The sequence below is a fragment of the Vibrio marisflavi CECT 7928 genome, assembly GCF_921294215.1.
Taxonomy (GTDB): Bacteria; Pseudomonadota; Gammaproteobacteria; order Enterobacterales; family Vibrionaceae; genus Vibrio; species Vibrio marisflavi.
Genome location: NZ_CAKLDM010000002.1, coordinates 612,022 through 626,686, shown reverse-complemented (window position 1 = coordinate 626,686; position 14,665 = coordinate 612,022). Strand labels below are relative to the sequence as shown.

The window sequence follows — 14,665 nt, the reverse complement described above, 5'->3', positions numbered from 1 at the left end:
TATGTTTCTATATATTGCAAATTTCTACCGAGCCTTACACATTCGAGTTAACCAAGCTAGCAAAGCATATCAAGACTCATTTAACCTTTAACTTTCATGATGATAAGACAACAAAAAGCACGAACCAGAATACTGAAGAAGAAAAAATAAAAAACCAGAAGAGGTTAAAATCTGCATTAGTAGTTTCTATAGTCCTTTTTAGATACTTACTAAACACTATAGAAAACCTATATATTTAGATAGCTGAAACTCAGTTACCACTATTGAGCAAATACTCAGTAAATATACTTTTGTTAGAATTCAGCCGTAAGATATAAAAACATTGCTTTCATGTTAATAATCCACCCAAGTTAGATAACGTGCCTATCAAAATATACATTTATATTTTCTGGATGAATAATATTAGTCAATACATTAATTATTCAGCTTGCTAATAAGTAGTACTAGCAAATAATTAATTATAATTGGTTATGGCTATCAGCGTTTCCCTGAACGAAACTTCCTAAATGAGTGGAAAACCGTTTTGATTTAATTATGTCCATAACCGTGGTAGCTAAGTCATGAGGATAAATTCTTTTGTCTTTTAACTCAGAGAGCTCAACCCATTGCACAGACTGAATGAACTCTTCGTCATTCAGCCCCTGCAAATTAGACAAAGTTAGCTCCCCTGAATAATCAGTAATGCAGTAGAAAAACTCCGCGTTGTACCTGTTTTGGCTAGTTTCTAAAAACTCCCTAACGCAAACCAGCGGGCCAACTTCTACAACCAACCCTGTCTCTTCTTCAAACTCTCTTTCTAAGCTATGCTTTGTGCTTCTATCCCCTGCTTCAAACCCACCTCCGGGTAGGATCCAGTAATCACCTGAAAAATCTTTCACTTTCAACATTAAGATTTTGCTTCCAGACAGTAATATCCCAGCGGAGCGAATACGATGCTGCATATTTTTCCTTCAGTTTATGAATAGTGGAAACTGTGATTGGTCAAAGAATCAATCAACTCAATACAAGAAGCTAATTCATCGAATGGAAGCCAATAGTGTTTCCTTCAGTATCTGTAGCGATAGCAATAAAGCCATGTTCACCAATTGGGAACTTAGGTGCTTGTAGACTGCCTCCTGCAAGCTCAACTCTGGCAGCTTCTACGCTGCAATCCTCGCAAGCAAAGTATACTAGCGTGCTATTTGCACCAGCTTTCACATCTTTCATTTTAACCAGCGCGCCTGTTGCCCCATAACCTTCAGTATTTCCCGGAAAGCCCCACATCTCGAGCTCTATGTTGGTGGTGTTTTCTATAGCCTGCAACTCAACGTTAAGTACCGACTCGTAGAACTTTCTTGCTCGAGGTAAATCGTCGACATAAATTTCAAACCAAACAATAGGGTTAGATTGCATGGAGTTATCCTCTGCCTGTTAAAACACTCTTTCAAGATAGTCTAAATTGAGCAGTACGATATAAACCTTCGATTTAATTTTCCGAGATATCTAAAGCAGCCTGAATCAGCTTCATGTGGATCGGTATCAGATCTGCGTGATTAGAGCGATAACCACCGCCGACTACGCAAGCAATTGGAACTGATTTCTCTTTCGCTAGCTTCAGCAAAAATTGATCTCTTTGATAAATTGCCTGTGTTGATACATTGAAATAGCCAAGCTCGTCATCACTATGAATATCGACGCCCGCATCATAAATAATGAGATCCGGTTGATGTAAGTTAACCGACATTTCAACCACCGAGTTAAAGCTATCTAAGAACTCCATATCCGAAATGTCTTTTGGCAAAGCGATATCAATATCGGAATGAGTTTTTCGAGCTGGAAAGTTTTTCTCACAGTGAAATGAAAGTGTCACGATATCATCTCGAGCATCACAAAGGGTGGCTGTACCGTCACCTTGGTGTACATCGCTGTCGATAATTAGAACTTTGTCGATGTTCTCATGGGTAAGTGCATGGTTGGCGGCAAGTACCAAATCATTGAAAAGACAGAACCCACTTCCAAAGTCATAATGTGCATGGTGATACCCGCCGCTTAAGTGAATTGCGATGCCATACTCCACTGCTAGTTCGACCGCTAAACAAGTTCCGCCCGCAGAAGTCAGTGTCCTCTGTACCAATTGCTCACTCCAAGGAAAGCCAATTCTTCGAATTTTAGCCAGTGGCAATGAGCCGTTAGCCAATTGAGAGACGTATTCAGAACTATGAACTCGGTTAACTTCCTCAATAGTAATCGGTTGAGGCTGAAAAATTTGAAATGCCGTATTCCAGTTATCATATTGCTCCATTCGCTGTACAAGCTGTTGGTGCAGTAGTCGGTACTTATTTATTGGATAGCGGTGACCTTTAGGGAGAGGGAGATCGGAATATATAGGATGATATACCAATGGAATCATAGAGTTGAAGAAGTGACTGTTAGAAAGAACTCGCATTATGCTATAGGTTCAATCGAGCCGTTTCAATATTGATTTTCCACCACTCCAGTCGCACAATGAACAGCCTACGTCAAAGTAAAGGGCTAATAAATGAGTCTTGTATTTATAACAGGAGCAGGCCGTGGTATCGGCTTAGCGCTCACAAAATATTACCTAAACAATGGTTGGCAAGTTCACGCTACATATCGCAATGAAAATGCAGCGCAAGAATTGCTTGAATTGGAAAACCAATCCCCTTCCCTAACTTGCCACCGTGTCGATATTACTGATTATCAGGCCATTTCAGAGCTAGCTACAAGCCTTCCAGCAATCGACTTGCTAATAAACAATGCGGGATATTATGGTCCATCAGGCTATTCTTTGGGCGAAACCGATGTTGAAGAATGGCGAAAAGTTTTTGAAGCCAATACGATTGCTCCACTTAAAATCGTCGAAGCCTTTCTACCACTTCTAAAACAAGGCCAAGTTAAGAAAATTGCCTGCCTCTCGTCAAAAGTCGGCAGCATGGCCGACAATTCATCTGGTCGTGGATATATCTACCGCTCCTCAAAAGCGGCTTTGAACTCCGTAGTTAAAAGCTTGAGTATCGATTTAGCTGATGACGGGTTTGTTGTTTTAGCATTACATCCCGGTTGGGTCAAAACAGCAATGGGCGGACCAAATGCTCTTATTGAAACTGAAACTTCAGTCGGAGGGCTGACAAAAGTGATAGATTCAGCAACAGCCCAACAGTCTGGTACGTTTATTAACTATGATGGCTCCACCATTCCGTGGTAACTAACGTTACTTTCTGCTTGCTTTTGCCCTGCGCTTTTTCTTAAATGCTGGGCGTTTCACCTGTGGCAAGTGACGTAAAGACTCAGGCAGAGGCGACGTTTTTGCTTGAGTCATTAACTCAGTAACACGCTCCACCAGAGTATCCATAAAAGGTTGATAAGGCTGGTCTCTTTCCGCCATTGCTTGCAATTGGTGCTCCCAATGAGCAGTTAAATCAGGCAAAGTTGATTCCATTGGCAACGCATGAATCAGCCCCCTACCAGCTTCGGTACTTATAATCGACTTCCCTTGCCTCGACAGCAATTGACGCTTAAATAACGTATCCAAAATACCCGCCCGAGTAGCCTCTGTTCCGAGTCCATCTGTTTCCTTAAGGATTTTTTTCAACTCTTTATCTTCTACATAGCGAGAAATTCCTGTCATTGCTAACAACAAAGTAGATTCGGTAAAGTGCCTTGGCGGCTCAGTTTTACAGTCTTTGATTTCGCCTTCACGGCAAATCAGCTGAGTACCTTTTTCTAGTGCTGGAACCTTGTCAACAGTATCATCCGTTTCTTCAACCTGCTTGCCTAACAAAGTTCTCCAACCAGAAGAAAATAACTGTTTACCGCGAGCAACGAACTTGCCTCCAGCTATATCAAAAACTAGCTTACTCTCAGCGTAAATAGCCGCTGGGAAAAACTGCATTAAATACTGCCTAGCGATCAACTGGTAAACCTTTGCTTCATTAGCGGAAAGTGTCTCTACTGGCTTTGTCTTAGGTGTCGGTATGATTGCATGGTGAGCATCGACTTTTTTGTCATTCCACGCTTTGGATTTCAAACGAAGATCAGCATTGGCTCCTGACTCTGATAACTCCTTGGAGCTACCAAAAATGGCTCCGACCACGCTGGATGCTTGGGCATAGTGCTCACTTGGCAAATATCGACAATCAGAACGAGGATAGGTAATTAGTTTATGCTTTTCATACAATGACTGGCATGTATCAAGCACGAGTTGAGCACTCATGCTAAATCGCTTCGCAGCATCAATTTGCAGTGCTGAAAGAGAGTAAGGTAATAGCGGTTGCTGTTTGGTTTTCTTGTGTTCTGATTCCATAACGGTTGCTGGCTGGTCTGCAATACGGCTTGCAACGTTTTCCACCAACTTACGATTAAGCACCCGCCCTTCTTCGTCCTGCCATGGTCGACAAGCTTCGCTTGGCTGCCACTTAGCCCTGATATCAAAGCTGCTATGTTCGCTTTGATACGGAATGAGAGCATGTAAGGTAAAATAATCTTTAGCGACAAAATTTTCTATTTCTTCGTCTCTTCTCACCACTAAGCCAAGAACAGGAGTCTGCACTCGACCGACTGAAAGCACCCCTTGATAACCCGCTCTCTGTCCAAGCAAAGTGAATGCCCGAGACATATTCATACCATATAGCCAGTCTGCGCGAGATCGCGCTAACGCCGACACCGACAATGGGACAAACTCCCGGTTACTTCTCATCCCATCAAGTGCTCTTTTAACCGCAGGCAAGTTCAAGTCGCTGATCAGCAGCCTCTGAATATTTTCTTTCTTGGCCTTGCTGACTTTGCAGTAATCAATCACTTCGTCCACAAGTAGCTGCCCTTCACGGTCGGGGTCTCCTGCATGAACAATAGTAGAAGACTCTTTCAGCAGTTTACGAATGACGGTCAGCTGTTTACTTGAGGTTTTACGCGGTCTCAACTGCCATTGAGGTGGAATGATGGGTAAATCGTTAATGTTCCATTTTTTATATCGCTCATCATAGGCATCTGGTTCAACCTGCTCCAACAAGTGACCAATGCACCACGTGACAACATCACCATTTCCACACCGGATAAAACCTTGATCTTTCTTTTGAGGGTTGGGCAGTGCAGCGGCGATTGCTCGGCCAAGGCTAGGTTTTTCAGCAATAAAAAGGCGAGTCATAAAAATTTATTGAGCAGAAATAATTAGGGCTACAATATTGAAATTGTAGCCCTAAAACAAGAAAAACTGTAATTTTATACAGTATTATTCAGCGTCTTGTTCGATTTTCTCAGCAGCTTCTTTGATTAGCGGCTGAAGTTCGCCTTTTTGGAACATCTCTAGAATAATGTCACAACCACCAATTAACTCACCTTCAATCCAAAGCTGAGGGAAAGTTGGCCATTGTGCATATACAGGAAGCTCAGAGCGGATGTCTGGGTTTTGCAGAATATCAACGTAAGCAAATTTTTCGCCACAAGCCATTAGAGCTTGAGATGCTTGAGAAGAGAAACCACAGCTAGGCAACTTAGGTGAGCCCTTCATGTATAAAAGAATTGGGTTTTCTGCGATTTGCTGTTTAATTTTATCTATAGTTTCCATTGCTTCCTCGTTGTACAAATGGACGACACTTAATCCCGCTATTCTAAACCATTAGACGAGAATAAAAAGCTTAGATTCTCTATGGTTTAATTTTTGTAATTATCATTAGTAAAGTATAGTGCGAAATCAAACAATAAATTTCCTCGGTTTACCCTTTTAATAAAGTAAAAACTTGCTAAACTGTATCGCAAGTCAGTCACATTGACTCAATAAAAACAAATTTCGGAAGCAATCGAAAGTACTAACTCTTTCATCTATATGGAGAATCGAGCAATGGCATTTGAACTACCAGCTCTTCCTTACGCTAAAGACGCACTAGAACCTCATATCTCAGCAGAAACACTAGATTTCCACCATGGTAAACACCACAACACTTACGTTGTTAAGCTAAACGGTCTTATTCCTGGTACTGAATTTGAAGGTAAGTCTCTAGAAGAGATCATCAAAACTTCAACTGGCGGTGTATTCAACAACGCAGCGCAAATCTGGAACCACACTTTCTACTGGCACTGCCTAGCGCCTAACGCAGGTGGCGAACCAACTGGTGCTGTAGCAGACGCTATCAACGCAGCTTTCGGTTCATTCGAAGAATTCAAAGCTAAGTTCACTGACTCAGCAATCAACAACTTCGGTTCTTCTTGGACTTGGCTTGTTAAGAAAGCGGATGGTTCTCTAGACATCGTTAACACTTCTAACGCTGCGACTCCTTTAACAGAAGAAGGTGTGACTCCTCTTCTAACTGTTGACCTATGGGAACACGCATACTACATCGATTACCGCAACGTGCGTCCAGACTACATGAATGGTTTCTGGGCTCTAGTTAACTGGTCATTCGTAGCAGAAAACCTAGCGAAGTAATTAACAGGGTTAATTATAAATAATTCTTAAGCCTGCATTTGCAGGCTTTTTTCATTTAATGCATTAGTTAAGTTTGCCCCTTCACTCACACTCATTCAGAAAACCTATCACCCGCAACAACTTGATACGAAAAGATTAATATTCTTAATTATTTTTATATGCAAACTGACACATCCATTACGTGCTATCAGTAGTATTAATTTACTTAATTGAATATGCAATTGATGTAAGCAACGTTATGAGGTGCAGTATGAATCCATTCAACACTAAAGTAAGAACTCAAATCACTGAGGCGATAAAAAAAGCACTGAAGCTAGATAAACTTACTCCAAAAGAAGTAGATTGTTTTCAACATGTAGAGTCAAAGCGCAGATGTTTGAAAGGTACCGCTGCTATTCTAGTTGCTACTCCTTTAATAAGTTCGGGTCTATTCTCTTATGGGCTTATTGCTGAAGAATTGGGCAGTGAGTATCCAAACAAAGATAATTCTGAGCAAACTTTTGGGGCGACTAATTACACTCCGGCTCAAGGCCCAACCGCAACACAAATAGTCTACGGGACAGAGTTATTTTCAGATACGGTTTATAGCGAGTCTGTTATTCCACCAGATACGACCTATTTACATTGTACGATTGATTCATCTGCACGTGCGATACGAATGCAGTCAGATCTCACCTCTTCAAATCCAATTGAAAGCACCTTTAGTGACAACGGACATGCGTTTGCACTCAACGATTTTGTTCAACTTGAGGAAGTAAGTACGACCGATACACAAAGCACATGGGATTTAGTCCACTACCAACACCCTATCGGAGCGGTTACAAATGGTGCTAGAACAGAAGGCTTGGAACGGATAGTTATAAAAAGTGGTATCACCGTTGATGCGCCAACTTCCGATGGCCCAAGTACTATTCGACTATTTAGCTCAATCGCCGGGGCCAACAATGTGGGTGTAGTTAATGATAACGGTGACCTGGAGTTTACAGCCAGGTGTTTACTTTATGTAGAGCTCAATCAAGGCAAGTCAGATGGGTATTTGATTTATGGTACTGTTACCTCAACAGCGCCAAGTGACACGCTCACAATAACACCAGATACGATAGGCGAATATCAATGGACTATTAAAAACGCTTCATCAATGTATATCAATACTGGTTATTCGAGTGTTCGACATTTTGTAAACTCTGGATATACCTCATCAGGCGTATTTGAAGAAAAAACTTCTTACCAACACATTGTGTTTAATGAAGGAAATGGGGCTCATATCCTCACTATGACACCTGAAGGCTACCTATCATCGAGCAAAGTCTTTTATCCCAACAACGCCTCCGATGCACCGGTTGTTCATATCGACTGGAACAGCAGCGAGAATAGAGTGCTTCGCACGGTGGTCTACGGGAACCAAACCACTAATGACAAAGATGGCAATACTTACTTAGTGACTCAATCTTACGAGTTTTCAAAAGTCGACTCATCAAAGTCAGTGTCTGCAGGCTTCCCAACGACTTGCACTTATACTGAATTTAAAGATGACAATGACCACGCTAAAAATAAACCACAATCCTACGCTCCTAATGTTTCCGGAGAAATATATTGCGCTTGGAATTGGGTTTGGAAAGATGTCAATAGCATACACGACTTATACAGGTACACCGATTCTGAAGGCAACGTCTACTATGTCAAACTTTTAGAAATGACGAATGCTGCCATGCCCGCAATCGTCGTACTAAAACACATTGATGGCAATGGTCACTGGTATCACAAAGCAAGTTACCCCTTGCGCCTACCCGAACCTATTACAGGTAATGGAGACATAAAAAAAATATCGAGCTGCTTTAGCAAGTTTGGTGGAATGCGGTACTTCATATTGGATGAAAACAAAAACCTTTACCTCGCACGCCAGCAAAGAGCATCGAGCAGCGATACACCCTATGGCAAGCCTATTTACGGCCCATATGACGAAACGGGAGCAGTAAGAAACTTTGAGTCAAATCCAATTAGCTATGTAAAAAACACACCTTACGATTGGCATTATATTGAAGGCAATTGCTACAAATCCTCAACGGATGAAGACATTACCATTCCGATCCAACTGGTACTAAGTACGTTAATGGCCTTTGATACGAATACGTCAACCAATAGCAGCTCCACGCTGGATGGTACCGCACAAGCCGTATGCTTGGCATCTGGGTGTATCGTCGACATCACTACACCTCGCCGCACATACCACGACAGCGAATATATTAGCTCCGTCATGATGACAGACTCCACGGCAGATTCCACCACTTTTGGTGCTACAGATACCAACACCTACGGCCTCTACCGTTCCATTAACACGTTATTAGAACGCAAGTGGCATAGTCATGAGATTGCCAGTCAAATTGAATATGACCCAACATTAGACCAAGCAACTGGTGATTATTACCACCTGACACTCTCACCTGCCGATAGCGATGGTAATATCGCTAGCCTAAGTGATACTGCCAACCAAGATTTAATGTTGGAAATTCGAGCCGATTCTGATTGCACCGTAACAGATACCGTGAGCAATTATTGCCACAACATCAATCGGTATGCCTCATTTATGGCGCAGGTTGATCCAGCGACTAAGCAAGCGAACATTGTCCTCAAAGCATCTACATTTGGGCAGAATATTTATGCCCGACTAGTCAACTCAAAGCAGTTTGAAGCATCCTCCACCGATATTGGCCTGATCGCTGCAGCAGACGATGCCATCACTTACCCATGGCAAGTCATTAATATCACTGAGCAAGCTCAATACCGAATGGGAAACACATCCGATACAACTGTTCAAACCAATGACTCCAACCCAACTCCATTTATGGATACCAATGTCTATGTCACAGGCGCTAGTATCGCCAATAGTAAAAGCACTGTGAGTTCTGATAGTACAAGTACTGGGCCGGACTACAGCACCAAAGGCAGCTTTAAAAAAACATCTGATGGAATGCAGCCGACTGCCACTTTCTTAAACCAGTCGGGTACCAATATGCTGATCATTCCGGGGGTGACAAGACAAACTCTGTACCCTGATGCTAGTTCAGATACACTTAATCCACTGTTTTGTTTAACCTCATCATCGAGCACGCAAACAACAGCGTCAAACACTACATCCTTTACATACAGCAGTGGAACGGTGACGAATAACCCCGGTGGTTTGTCTGCTGTCGCTACAAGCAAAGAAAACACATTCGGCACCTCATTTTCCAAAGTCTGTCATGGTGTGAGTGATGCTTTGCATCATTTGCAGCATTTGTCAGAGAGTGCGTACAGTGACCTTAGCAATGGAGTACAGATTGCCATCAATGTTTCTGCCAGTGATATGGTAAAAATTGACAAGTCGATTATGAAAGCGGTGAACGGCCTCGATCAAGATCTGCAAGAAACCATCGATTCTATTGAGCAATTCGCTAGCATCGTCGTCGAAGTGCTGAAGACTATCATCAAAGCGTCATTCATGTATCAGTTTATTGAGTTGATCATTTGGCTGATTTCTTTATTTCGGTACTTTGAAGATATTAAGTCTCTAAAGAACAGCTTAGCCACTGAGTTTTCGACATTAATCAACACTCCACCTTCGGCTATTAGTAGCGGGATGAGTGCTGTAAATAATACCTTTTCTAATTATTTTGGCTCAGCGAATCAAACTTCCACTAACAGCTTATTTACTTCTTCAACTATATCAAGTGATATTGCTAGCATTGTCTCGGCGCAAGCAACAACAAATAAAGCATCACAAAATATTAGTAACAATCCATTTCTCAACTACCTACTTCACCCAATAATGAAAAAAACCAATAGCTCATCCATGAGTGATGACTTTGGTGTGCCTGATGTTTCTATTTCAGACATTTCAGATATTGAAGATGACCTTGCCAACATGATTAGCAACATCCTAGCTAACCTTACTGACACACAATCTGAAGAAATGCTATCACTGCTAGTTTTACTTGCTAATGTTTCAAACAGCCCTTCAAGCGTTGAAAAAGTTTTTACTGACAATATTAGCAATTTAACATCAGCCTATACAGAAGATATTGTAGAGCCGATACTAGAAATACTAACAAAGGTAAGCCTTTCATCTAAGAGTGGTAGCAATAATGGTGGCTATGACACAAGCTTTATTACAAGCATGATTAGCCAAGATCTCTTTACTATAAAATTAGGACTCATCGGTGATATATTCGCGTTGTTCGGAATTGGATCAGGTGACCACGATAATCTAACAGTTTCTGGTACTGACCTGATATTTTGGCCGATAGCCCTAGCAACCTGGGTAACTTTATATGTAGACACAGGCAAGTCCTATTCATCGTTAAGCGATATAACGGGAGATTCCGCTGAAGAAGGGTTTGGAGCGACTTCAGCTAACAAAGCTACAATTGCTTTCGACTCTGTTAGCGCTCTGTATTGTTATATGCATGGATTGGTGTGGACAGCAAAACAGTTGAGTGGCGACAGCAACACTAGCAGCAACCCTATCTATCTTCTTGATAACATATTAACTAGCTCAATTGCAGCTATTCAATTTGTGATAAAACTGCAAACAGAGGATACAGAACCTCTATCAACTTCAAGTGCTCTTTTTTACTTAGGGATGACATTATTTAGTATGTTTAAAGGAGCCTTACAGCTAAATGGCACAAGCTTACCCCCTCAGGTTGTCGCTTTTATAATTACGACTCTCGCGCTAGAAAACATGGTGGGTCAAATGTATGCTGGATCTGAATCTGAAATAAATGACCCAAACTGGACAGAAGGAGCAGAAGAAATTGTCCAAGCAATTTTTACGAGCATAGGAAAGTATACTAATTTCGCATGGGTCTGTGCTGACGACCCTACGGAATATTTAGCGCCTGCATCTGCACTCATGCAAGTGCCTATGGTCGGCTTTTCCATGGGATTAGCTTATTATTTAGCAGAGAATGACTAAGTGATTATTCCGTCTCAAATGTTTATATATCATAATCAGTACCATGCTGTGAGTGGTGCTAATTTCGGTAATATACATGAAATGCAGTTCAATAATTGCTCATGCCCTTTTCTTCCTCATTTGTTGGCTACAAACGAGCACTTCTTGAACTTGAGTATCCTTGGTGATACCCCCAATGGACGGTCATCACTTTAACAGAAGATGGTTTAGGGGCAGAAAATTAAAGCTCGTTCCAACATCGGTTATACCTCAGCTGGAACGAGCTCTAAGAGTTGAGATACCTTCCATCACTTGCTTAAATCCCTTTAATAAATTGCGTTAAATAACTACAACTCTGCGCATTGGTCGAACAACGACTGCCCTAGGAGCAGGCTTTACGATTACTGTTCTCGCGGGTGGTGGTGGAGCGACAACACAACCGCTCAATAAAGAAGCAACCACTATGGAAGCTCCTGCTAGTAATTTTTTCATAACTTACCTACATCTTTGTCAATATAGTCAGGCCGGACTTTATCATAAAAACAGTGTTCGATTAGTAAAGATTCTGTCAGCAATTCGGTATAAATATTCTGAGTTCATGATTAACAAATCATAGAGTTCCAGCGATATTTTTATTAAGCTGGCAAAAATCTAATAAACCACTGCTTTAAAGTACAACAACCCTTGGTAAAGGCCTCACTACAACGGGCCCCGGGACCATTACACAGCCACTGAGTAAAAGTGTTACTGCTGCCAAAAGCCCTATGATTAGTTTTTTCATACTCTAAACCACTTAGGTTACTTACCGCATAACAGTATGCAGTTCTAATCTGCAAAATCGAGACAATTTACGTTTTTTTACCCTAAAAGAAACTGAAAAGTTCATCGCCGTTATAAAGCGGCTGCTTGGATAAGAACTAATAATGACTAAAGTTTTCTCCCACATGACCGCTAACGAGTTGTAATGTGGAGAATAAAATGCAAATTCATACCTTAGACAAAGCAGAAATTGTTAGTGAACTGACTGTTGGTACTAATATCAACCAAGCTATTCAATCTGGCCGCCGTGCTGATTTTTCGCTGCTTCTATCTATGTTTTCTGATGATGTAAGAGACAATACTCCCGTTGAGCAAGTCAGCGAACAAGAGCAAACAGACTTAACCTTACGCAAAAAGTTCTCACTCTCTGCACCACAAAAGTTAACCTCGGATGAAAACTCATATGCCTTCTCAGCTACGCAGGCAGAAGCTTTTCACCAAGGTGGTCTACCCAGCACAAAATTGAACCACTACCTTCACTCCGAACCATTGGTATATCAGCTAGAAGATACTGGTAACCTTTCTGAAGAGGTGTACCACAATCTGTCCGGTCATGAACGAAGAAGGCTTAAAGAGGGGAATAAAGAGGATCTACTACCCTTTGACCTCTATGAACAACTGCTTGTTTCCTGTCGCAAAGATCAATTGTCAATTCGTACTTAACTGAGAAAATAACCACCCAGTTTCACAACAACAGCTATCAATATCGGATGTGTGAATCAGCCCACAAATGTCACCAATTCTCTCCTCACTAACCATAATTTTGAACTTATTCACAACTAAATCACAACTAATCAACCATTCTTTGTGAACATTTTTTGCCTCTAGTTATAAATTTATCACTAGAGTTGGAGGCACAACAGGATGAATATACAAAGCGCAATTGTCGTCATTACTTCTGCTGGCTCTACGCTAGGAGAAACATTAGCCGCCCATTTTTGTGAATTGGGTGCTAAGGTCATTCTGTGTGATCAACAACAAACTAGGCTAACTAACACCTACGAGCTTTGTCTCAAGATCTCTAGGGACGTTCATCAGTTCCATATTTCAGATTACTCGAAAGACTCAATCAACCAACTGTTCGACTTTGTAAGTACTACCTATGGCAGCTCGCCAGACGTGTTAGTCAACAATTGGTCTGGAAACCAACTACCAAAACTCATTGATGACTCATCAGACGATTTATTTAGCACAGCTGTCTCCGTTATGGCTTCTACGTTATTCAATTTTGGTCAAGCAACCGCTGAAAGAATGCGCACCGACAATAAGAAAGGTGTGATTGTAAACGTTGCATCATTGGAAGACTGCCAAGACCTTTCTGGATTTGAAAATGTTACCTCGATGATTGCAGGTTTTACTCAGAGCTGGGCAAAAGAGTTAACACCATTCAACATTCGTGTTGGTGGTGTTGTACCTGCACTACACCCGACATCGAGTGGAAGACAATTTCACTGGGCTCAAGTGCAAGATGAGCTAATACGTAATACAGAGTATATTGTTTCGAATGAATACTTTAGTGGAAGAGTGATGTCGGCAGAAATGTAGTCTCTATTCTACTAAGTAAGAAAACTCCGCATAGTCAGCAGGGTGTTACCCTGTATGACATTAATCGCCTACCGATGTTTTTCACATGGTGTTTGTATGGGCCGATATCACTTACACACTAGTTCAAAATTCTATTCATTTATTTCACATATATAAAAATGTCACCTACGCTCTTTTAGTAACCAATTGGTATGAATCATGACAGAGGGAACCCGACATGAAACACTTACTGGTATTAATTGCTGCGCTAGGTTTATCTTGCAATGCTATCGCTAATGAGTATGAAGAAGCGCTAAAAGGCTATGCAAACGGGCAAGTTAAAACAATTGCATCGGATCCAGACGTAATCGCTGCCGTAAAAGCGCAAAATATCGCTAACCAAAACCTCACTGAAGACCAAATCATAGCGCTGGATAAGGAGTGGCGAGCTCAAGTTGCTGCCAGTAACCAGCCTCTCATTCAAGAAAAACTTTCTAACCCTACTTCGAAAAAGCTTGTTGGCATGCAAGAAGCAAGCGGCGGCAAAATTACCGAAATATTTGTTATGGATGACAAAGGATTAAATGTCGCTCAAAGTGCTGTAACGTCTGACTACTGGCAAGGCGATGAAGCGAAGTGGCAAAAAACCTATAGCGTAGGCCCTAACGCATATCACATTAGTGAAGTTGAGGAAGATGAGTCAACTCAGATGTTCCAGTCACAAGTGAGCTATGCGATTACCGACCCAGCTTCAGGAAAAGTGATAGGAGCTGTTACTGTCGGAGTTAACGTAGAAGAACTGTAACTTTTTAGCACAATACAAATAAGTGTTCTGCTGTCGCTAAGTACAAGAAATCGGCAACAGTTAAGAAAAGTAGGCTATAGTCCATACTCGCTCTTATGAGACCAGCCAGCACTTAGCCTCTTACAATATAAGATAAAACAGGAATTCCCGACTAAAAAGTGGG

General features: G+C 41.5%; 12 protein-coding genes. 6 read left to right on the top strand and 6 right to left on the bottom strand.

From position 1 onward, the window contains the following. Positions 1-458: 458 nt before the first annotated feature. From L7A31_RS09635 to L7A31_RS09625, 3 genes are all read right to left on the bottom strand, one after another. Complete coding sequence (locus L7A31_RS09635) at positions 459-941, bottom strand: NUDIX domain-containing protein (protein WP_237361301.1); 483 nt, start codon at positions 939-941, stop codon at positions 459-461. 70 nt (positions 942-1,011) lie between these two features. Next, the gene (locus L7A31_RS09630) at positions 1,012-1,392 is read right to left on the bottom strand and encodes a VOC family protein (RefSeq protein WP_237361300.1); all 381 of its coding nucleotides are present in this window, start codon (positions 1,390-1,392) and stop codon (positions 1,012-1,014) included. A 73-nt stretch (positions 1,393-1,465) separates the two neighbouring features. Further along, on the bottom strand, positions 1,466-2,389 hold the full coding sequence (locus L7A31_RS09625; RefSeq protein WP_237363542.1) for a histone deacetylase family protein: 924 nt from the start codon (positions 2,387-2,389) through the stop codon (positions 1,466-1,468). A 129-nt stretch (positions 2,390-2,518) separates the two neighbouring features. Between L7A31_RS09625 and L7A31_RS09620 the strand changes: the two genes are divergently transcribed. Further along, a complete protein-coding gene (locus tag L7A31_RS09620; protein WP_237361299.1) occupies positions 2,519-3,205 on the top strand; it encodes an SDR family oxidoreductase in 687 nt (228 codons plus the stop codon). Between the two features lie 6 nt (positions 3,206-3,211). Here the strand turns inward: L7A31_RS09620 and L7A31_RS09615 are convergent, their stop codons facing one another. Together L7A31_RS09615 and L7A31_RS09610 are read right to left on the bottom strand one after the other, a co-directional pair. Beyond that, complete coding sequence (locus L7A31_RS09615; RefSeq protein WP_237361298.1) at positions 3,212-5,143, bottom strand: DNA topoisomerase III; 1,932 nt, start codon at positions 5,141-5,143, stop codon at positions 3,212-3,214. 84 nt (positions 5,144-5,227) lie between these two features. Beyond that, positions 5,228-5,563, bottom strand: a complete 336-nt coding sequence (locus L7A31_RS09610) for a Grx4 family monothiol glutaredoxin (protein WP_237361297.1) — start codon at positions 5,561-5,563, stop codon at positions 5,228-5,230. A gap of 273 nt (positions 5,564-5,836) precedes the next feature. Between L7A31_RS09610 and sodB the strand changes: the two genes are divergently transcribed. Further along, entirely contained in the window at positions 5,837-6,421 is a 585-nt protein-coding gene (sodB, locus tag L7A31_RS09605; RefSeq protein ID WP_237361296.1) for a superoxide dismutase [Fe], read from the top strand. A 250-nt stretch (positions 6,422-6,671) separates the two neighbouring features. Further along, positions 6,672-11,375: a hypothetical protein gene (locus tag L7A31_RS09600; protein WP_237361295.1), complete on the top strand. Its 4,704-nt coding sequence runs from the start codon at positions 6,672-6,674 to the stop codon at positions 11,373-11,375. 318 nt (positions 11,376-11,693) lie between these two features. Here the strand turns inward: L7A31_RS09600 and L7A31_RS09595 are convergent, their stop codons facing one another. Next, positions 11,694-11,846, bottom strand: coding sequence for a hypothetical protein (locus L7A31_RS09595; protein ID WP_237361294.1), 153 nt, complete (start codon positions 11,844-11,846; stop codon positions 11,694-11,696). Between the two features lie 486 nt (positions 11,847-12,332). On the opposite strand from L7A31_RS09595, the gene L7A31_RS09590 reads away from it, so the two are divergent. The 3 genes from L7A31_RS09590 (at position 12,333) to L7A31_RS09580 (ending at position 14,502) form a co-directional block, all read left to right on the top strand. Further along, positions 12,333-12,836, top strand: a complete 504-nt coding sequence (locus tag L7A31_RS09590) for a VC2046/SO_2500 family protein (protein ID WP_237361293.1) — start codon at positions 12,333-12,335, stop codon at positions 12,834-12,836. A gap of 201 nt (positions 12,837-13,037) precedes the next feature. Beyond that, positions 13,038-13,718: an SDR family oxidoreductase gene (locus L7A31_RS09585; protein WP_237361292.1), complete on the top strand. Its 681-nt coding sequence runs from the start codon at positions 13,038-13,040 to the stop codon at positions 13,716-13,718. Between the two features lie 217 nt (positions 13,719-13,935). Continuing rightward, on the top strand, positions 13,936-14,502 hold the full coding sequence (locus L7A31_RS09580; RefSeq protein WP_237361291.1) for a hypothetical protein: 567 nt from the start codon (positions 13,936-13,938) through the stop codon (positions 14,500-14,502). The last annotated feature ends 163 nt before the right edge of the window (positions 14,503-14,665 follow it).

Bases quoted from the DNA above. Each gene is read 5' to 3' on its own strand.
- L7A31_RS09635 (WP_237361301.1), bottom strand. From the start codon at position 941: ATGCAGCATCGTATTCGCTCCGCTGGGATATTACTGTCTGGAAGCAAA.
- L7A31_RS09630 (WP_237361300.1), bottom strand. From the start codon at position 1,392: ATGCAATCTAACCCTATTGTTTGGTTTGAAATTTATGTCGACGATTTA.
- L7A31_RS09625 (WP_237363542.1), bottom strand. From the start codon at position 2,389: ATGATTCCATTGGTATATCATCCTATATATTCCGATCTCCCTCTCCCT.
- L7A31_RS09620 (WP_237361299.1), top strand. From the start codon at position 2,519: ATGAGTCTTGTATTTATAACAGGAGCAGGCCGTGGTATCGGCTTAGCG.
- L7A31_RS09615 (WP_237361298.1), bottom strand. From the start codon at position 5,143: ATGACTCGCCTTTTTATTGCTGAAAAACCTAGCCTTGGCCGAGCAATC.
- L7A31_RS09610 (WP_237361297.1), bottom strand. From the start codon at position 5,563: ATGGAAACTATAGATAAAATTAAACAGCAAATCGCAGAAAACCCAATT.
- sodB (WP_237361296.1), top strand. From the start codon at position 5,837: ATGGCATTTGAACTACCAGCTCTTCCTTACGCTAAAGACGCACTAGAA.
- L7A31_RS09600 (WP_237361295.1), top strand. From the start codon at position 6,672: ATGAATCCATTCAACACTAAAGTAAGAACTCAAATCACTGAGGCGATA.
- L7A31_RS09595 (WP_237361294.1), bottom strand. From the start codon at position 11,846: ATGAAAAAATTACTAGCAGGAGCTTCCATAGTGGTTGCTTCTTTATTG.
- L7A31_RS09590 (WP_237361293.1), top strand. From the start codon at position 12,333: ATGCAAATTCATACCTTAGACAAAGCAGAAATTGTTAGTGAACTGACT.
- L7A31_RS09585 (WP_237361292.1), top strand. From the start codon at position 13,038: ATGAATATACAAAGCGCAATTGTCGTCATTACTTCTGCTGGCTCTACG.
- L7A31_RS09580 (WP_237361291.1), top strand. From the start codon at position 13,936: ATGAAACACTTACTGGTATTAATTGCTGCGCTAGGTTTATCTTGCAAT.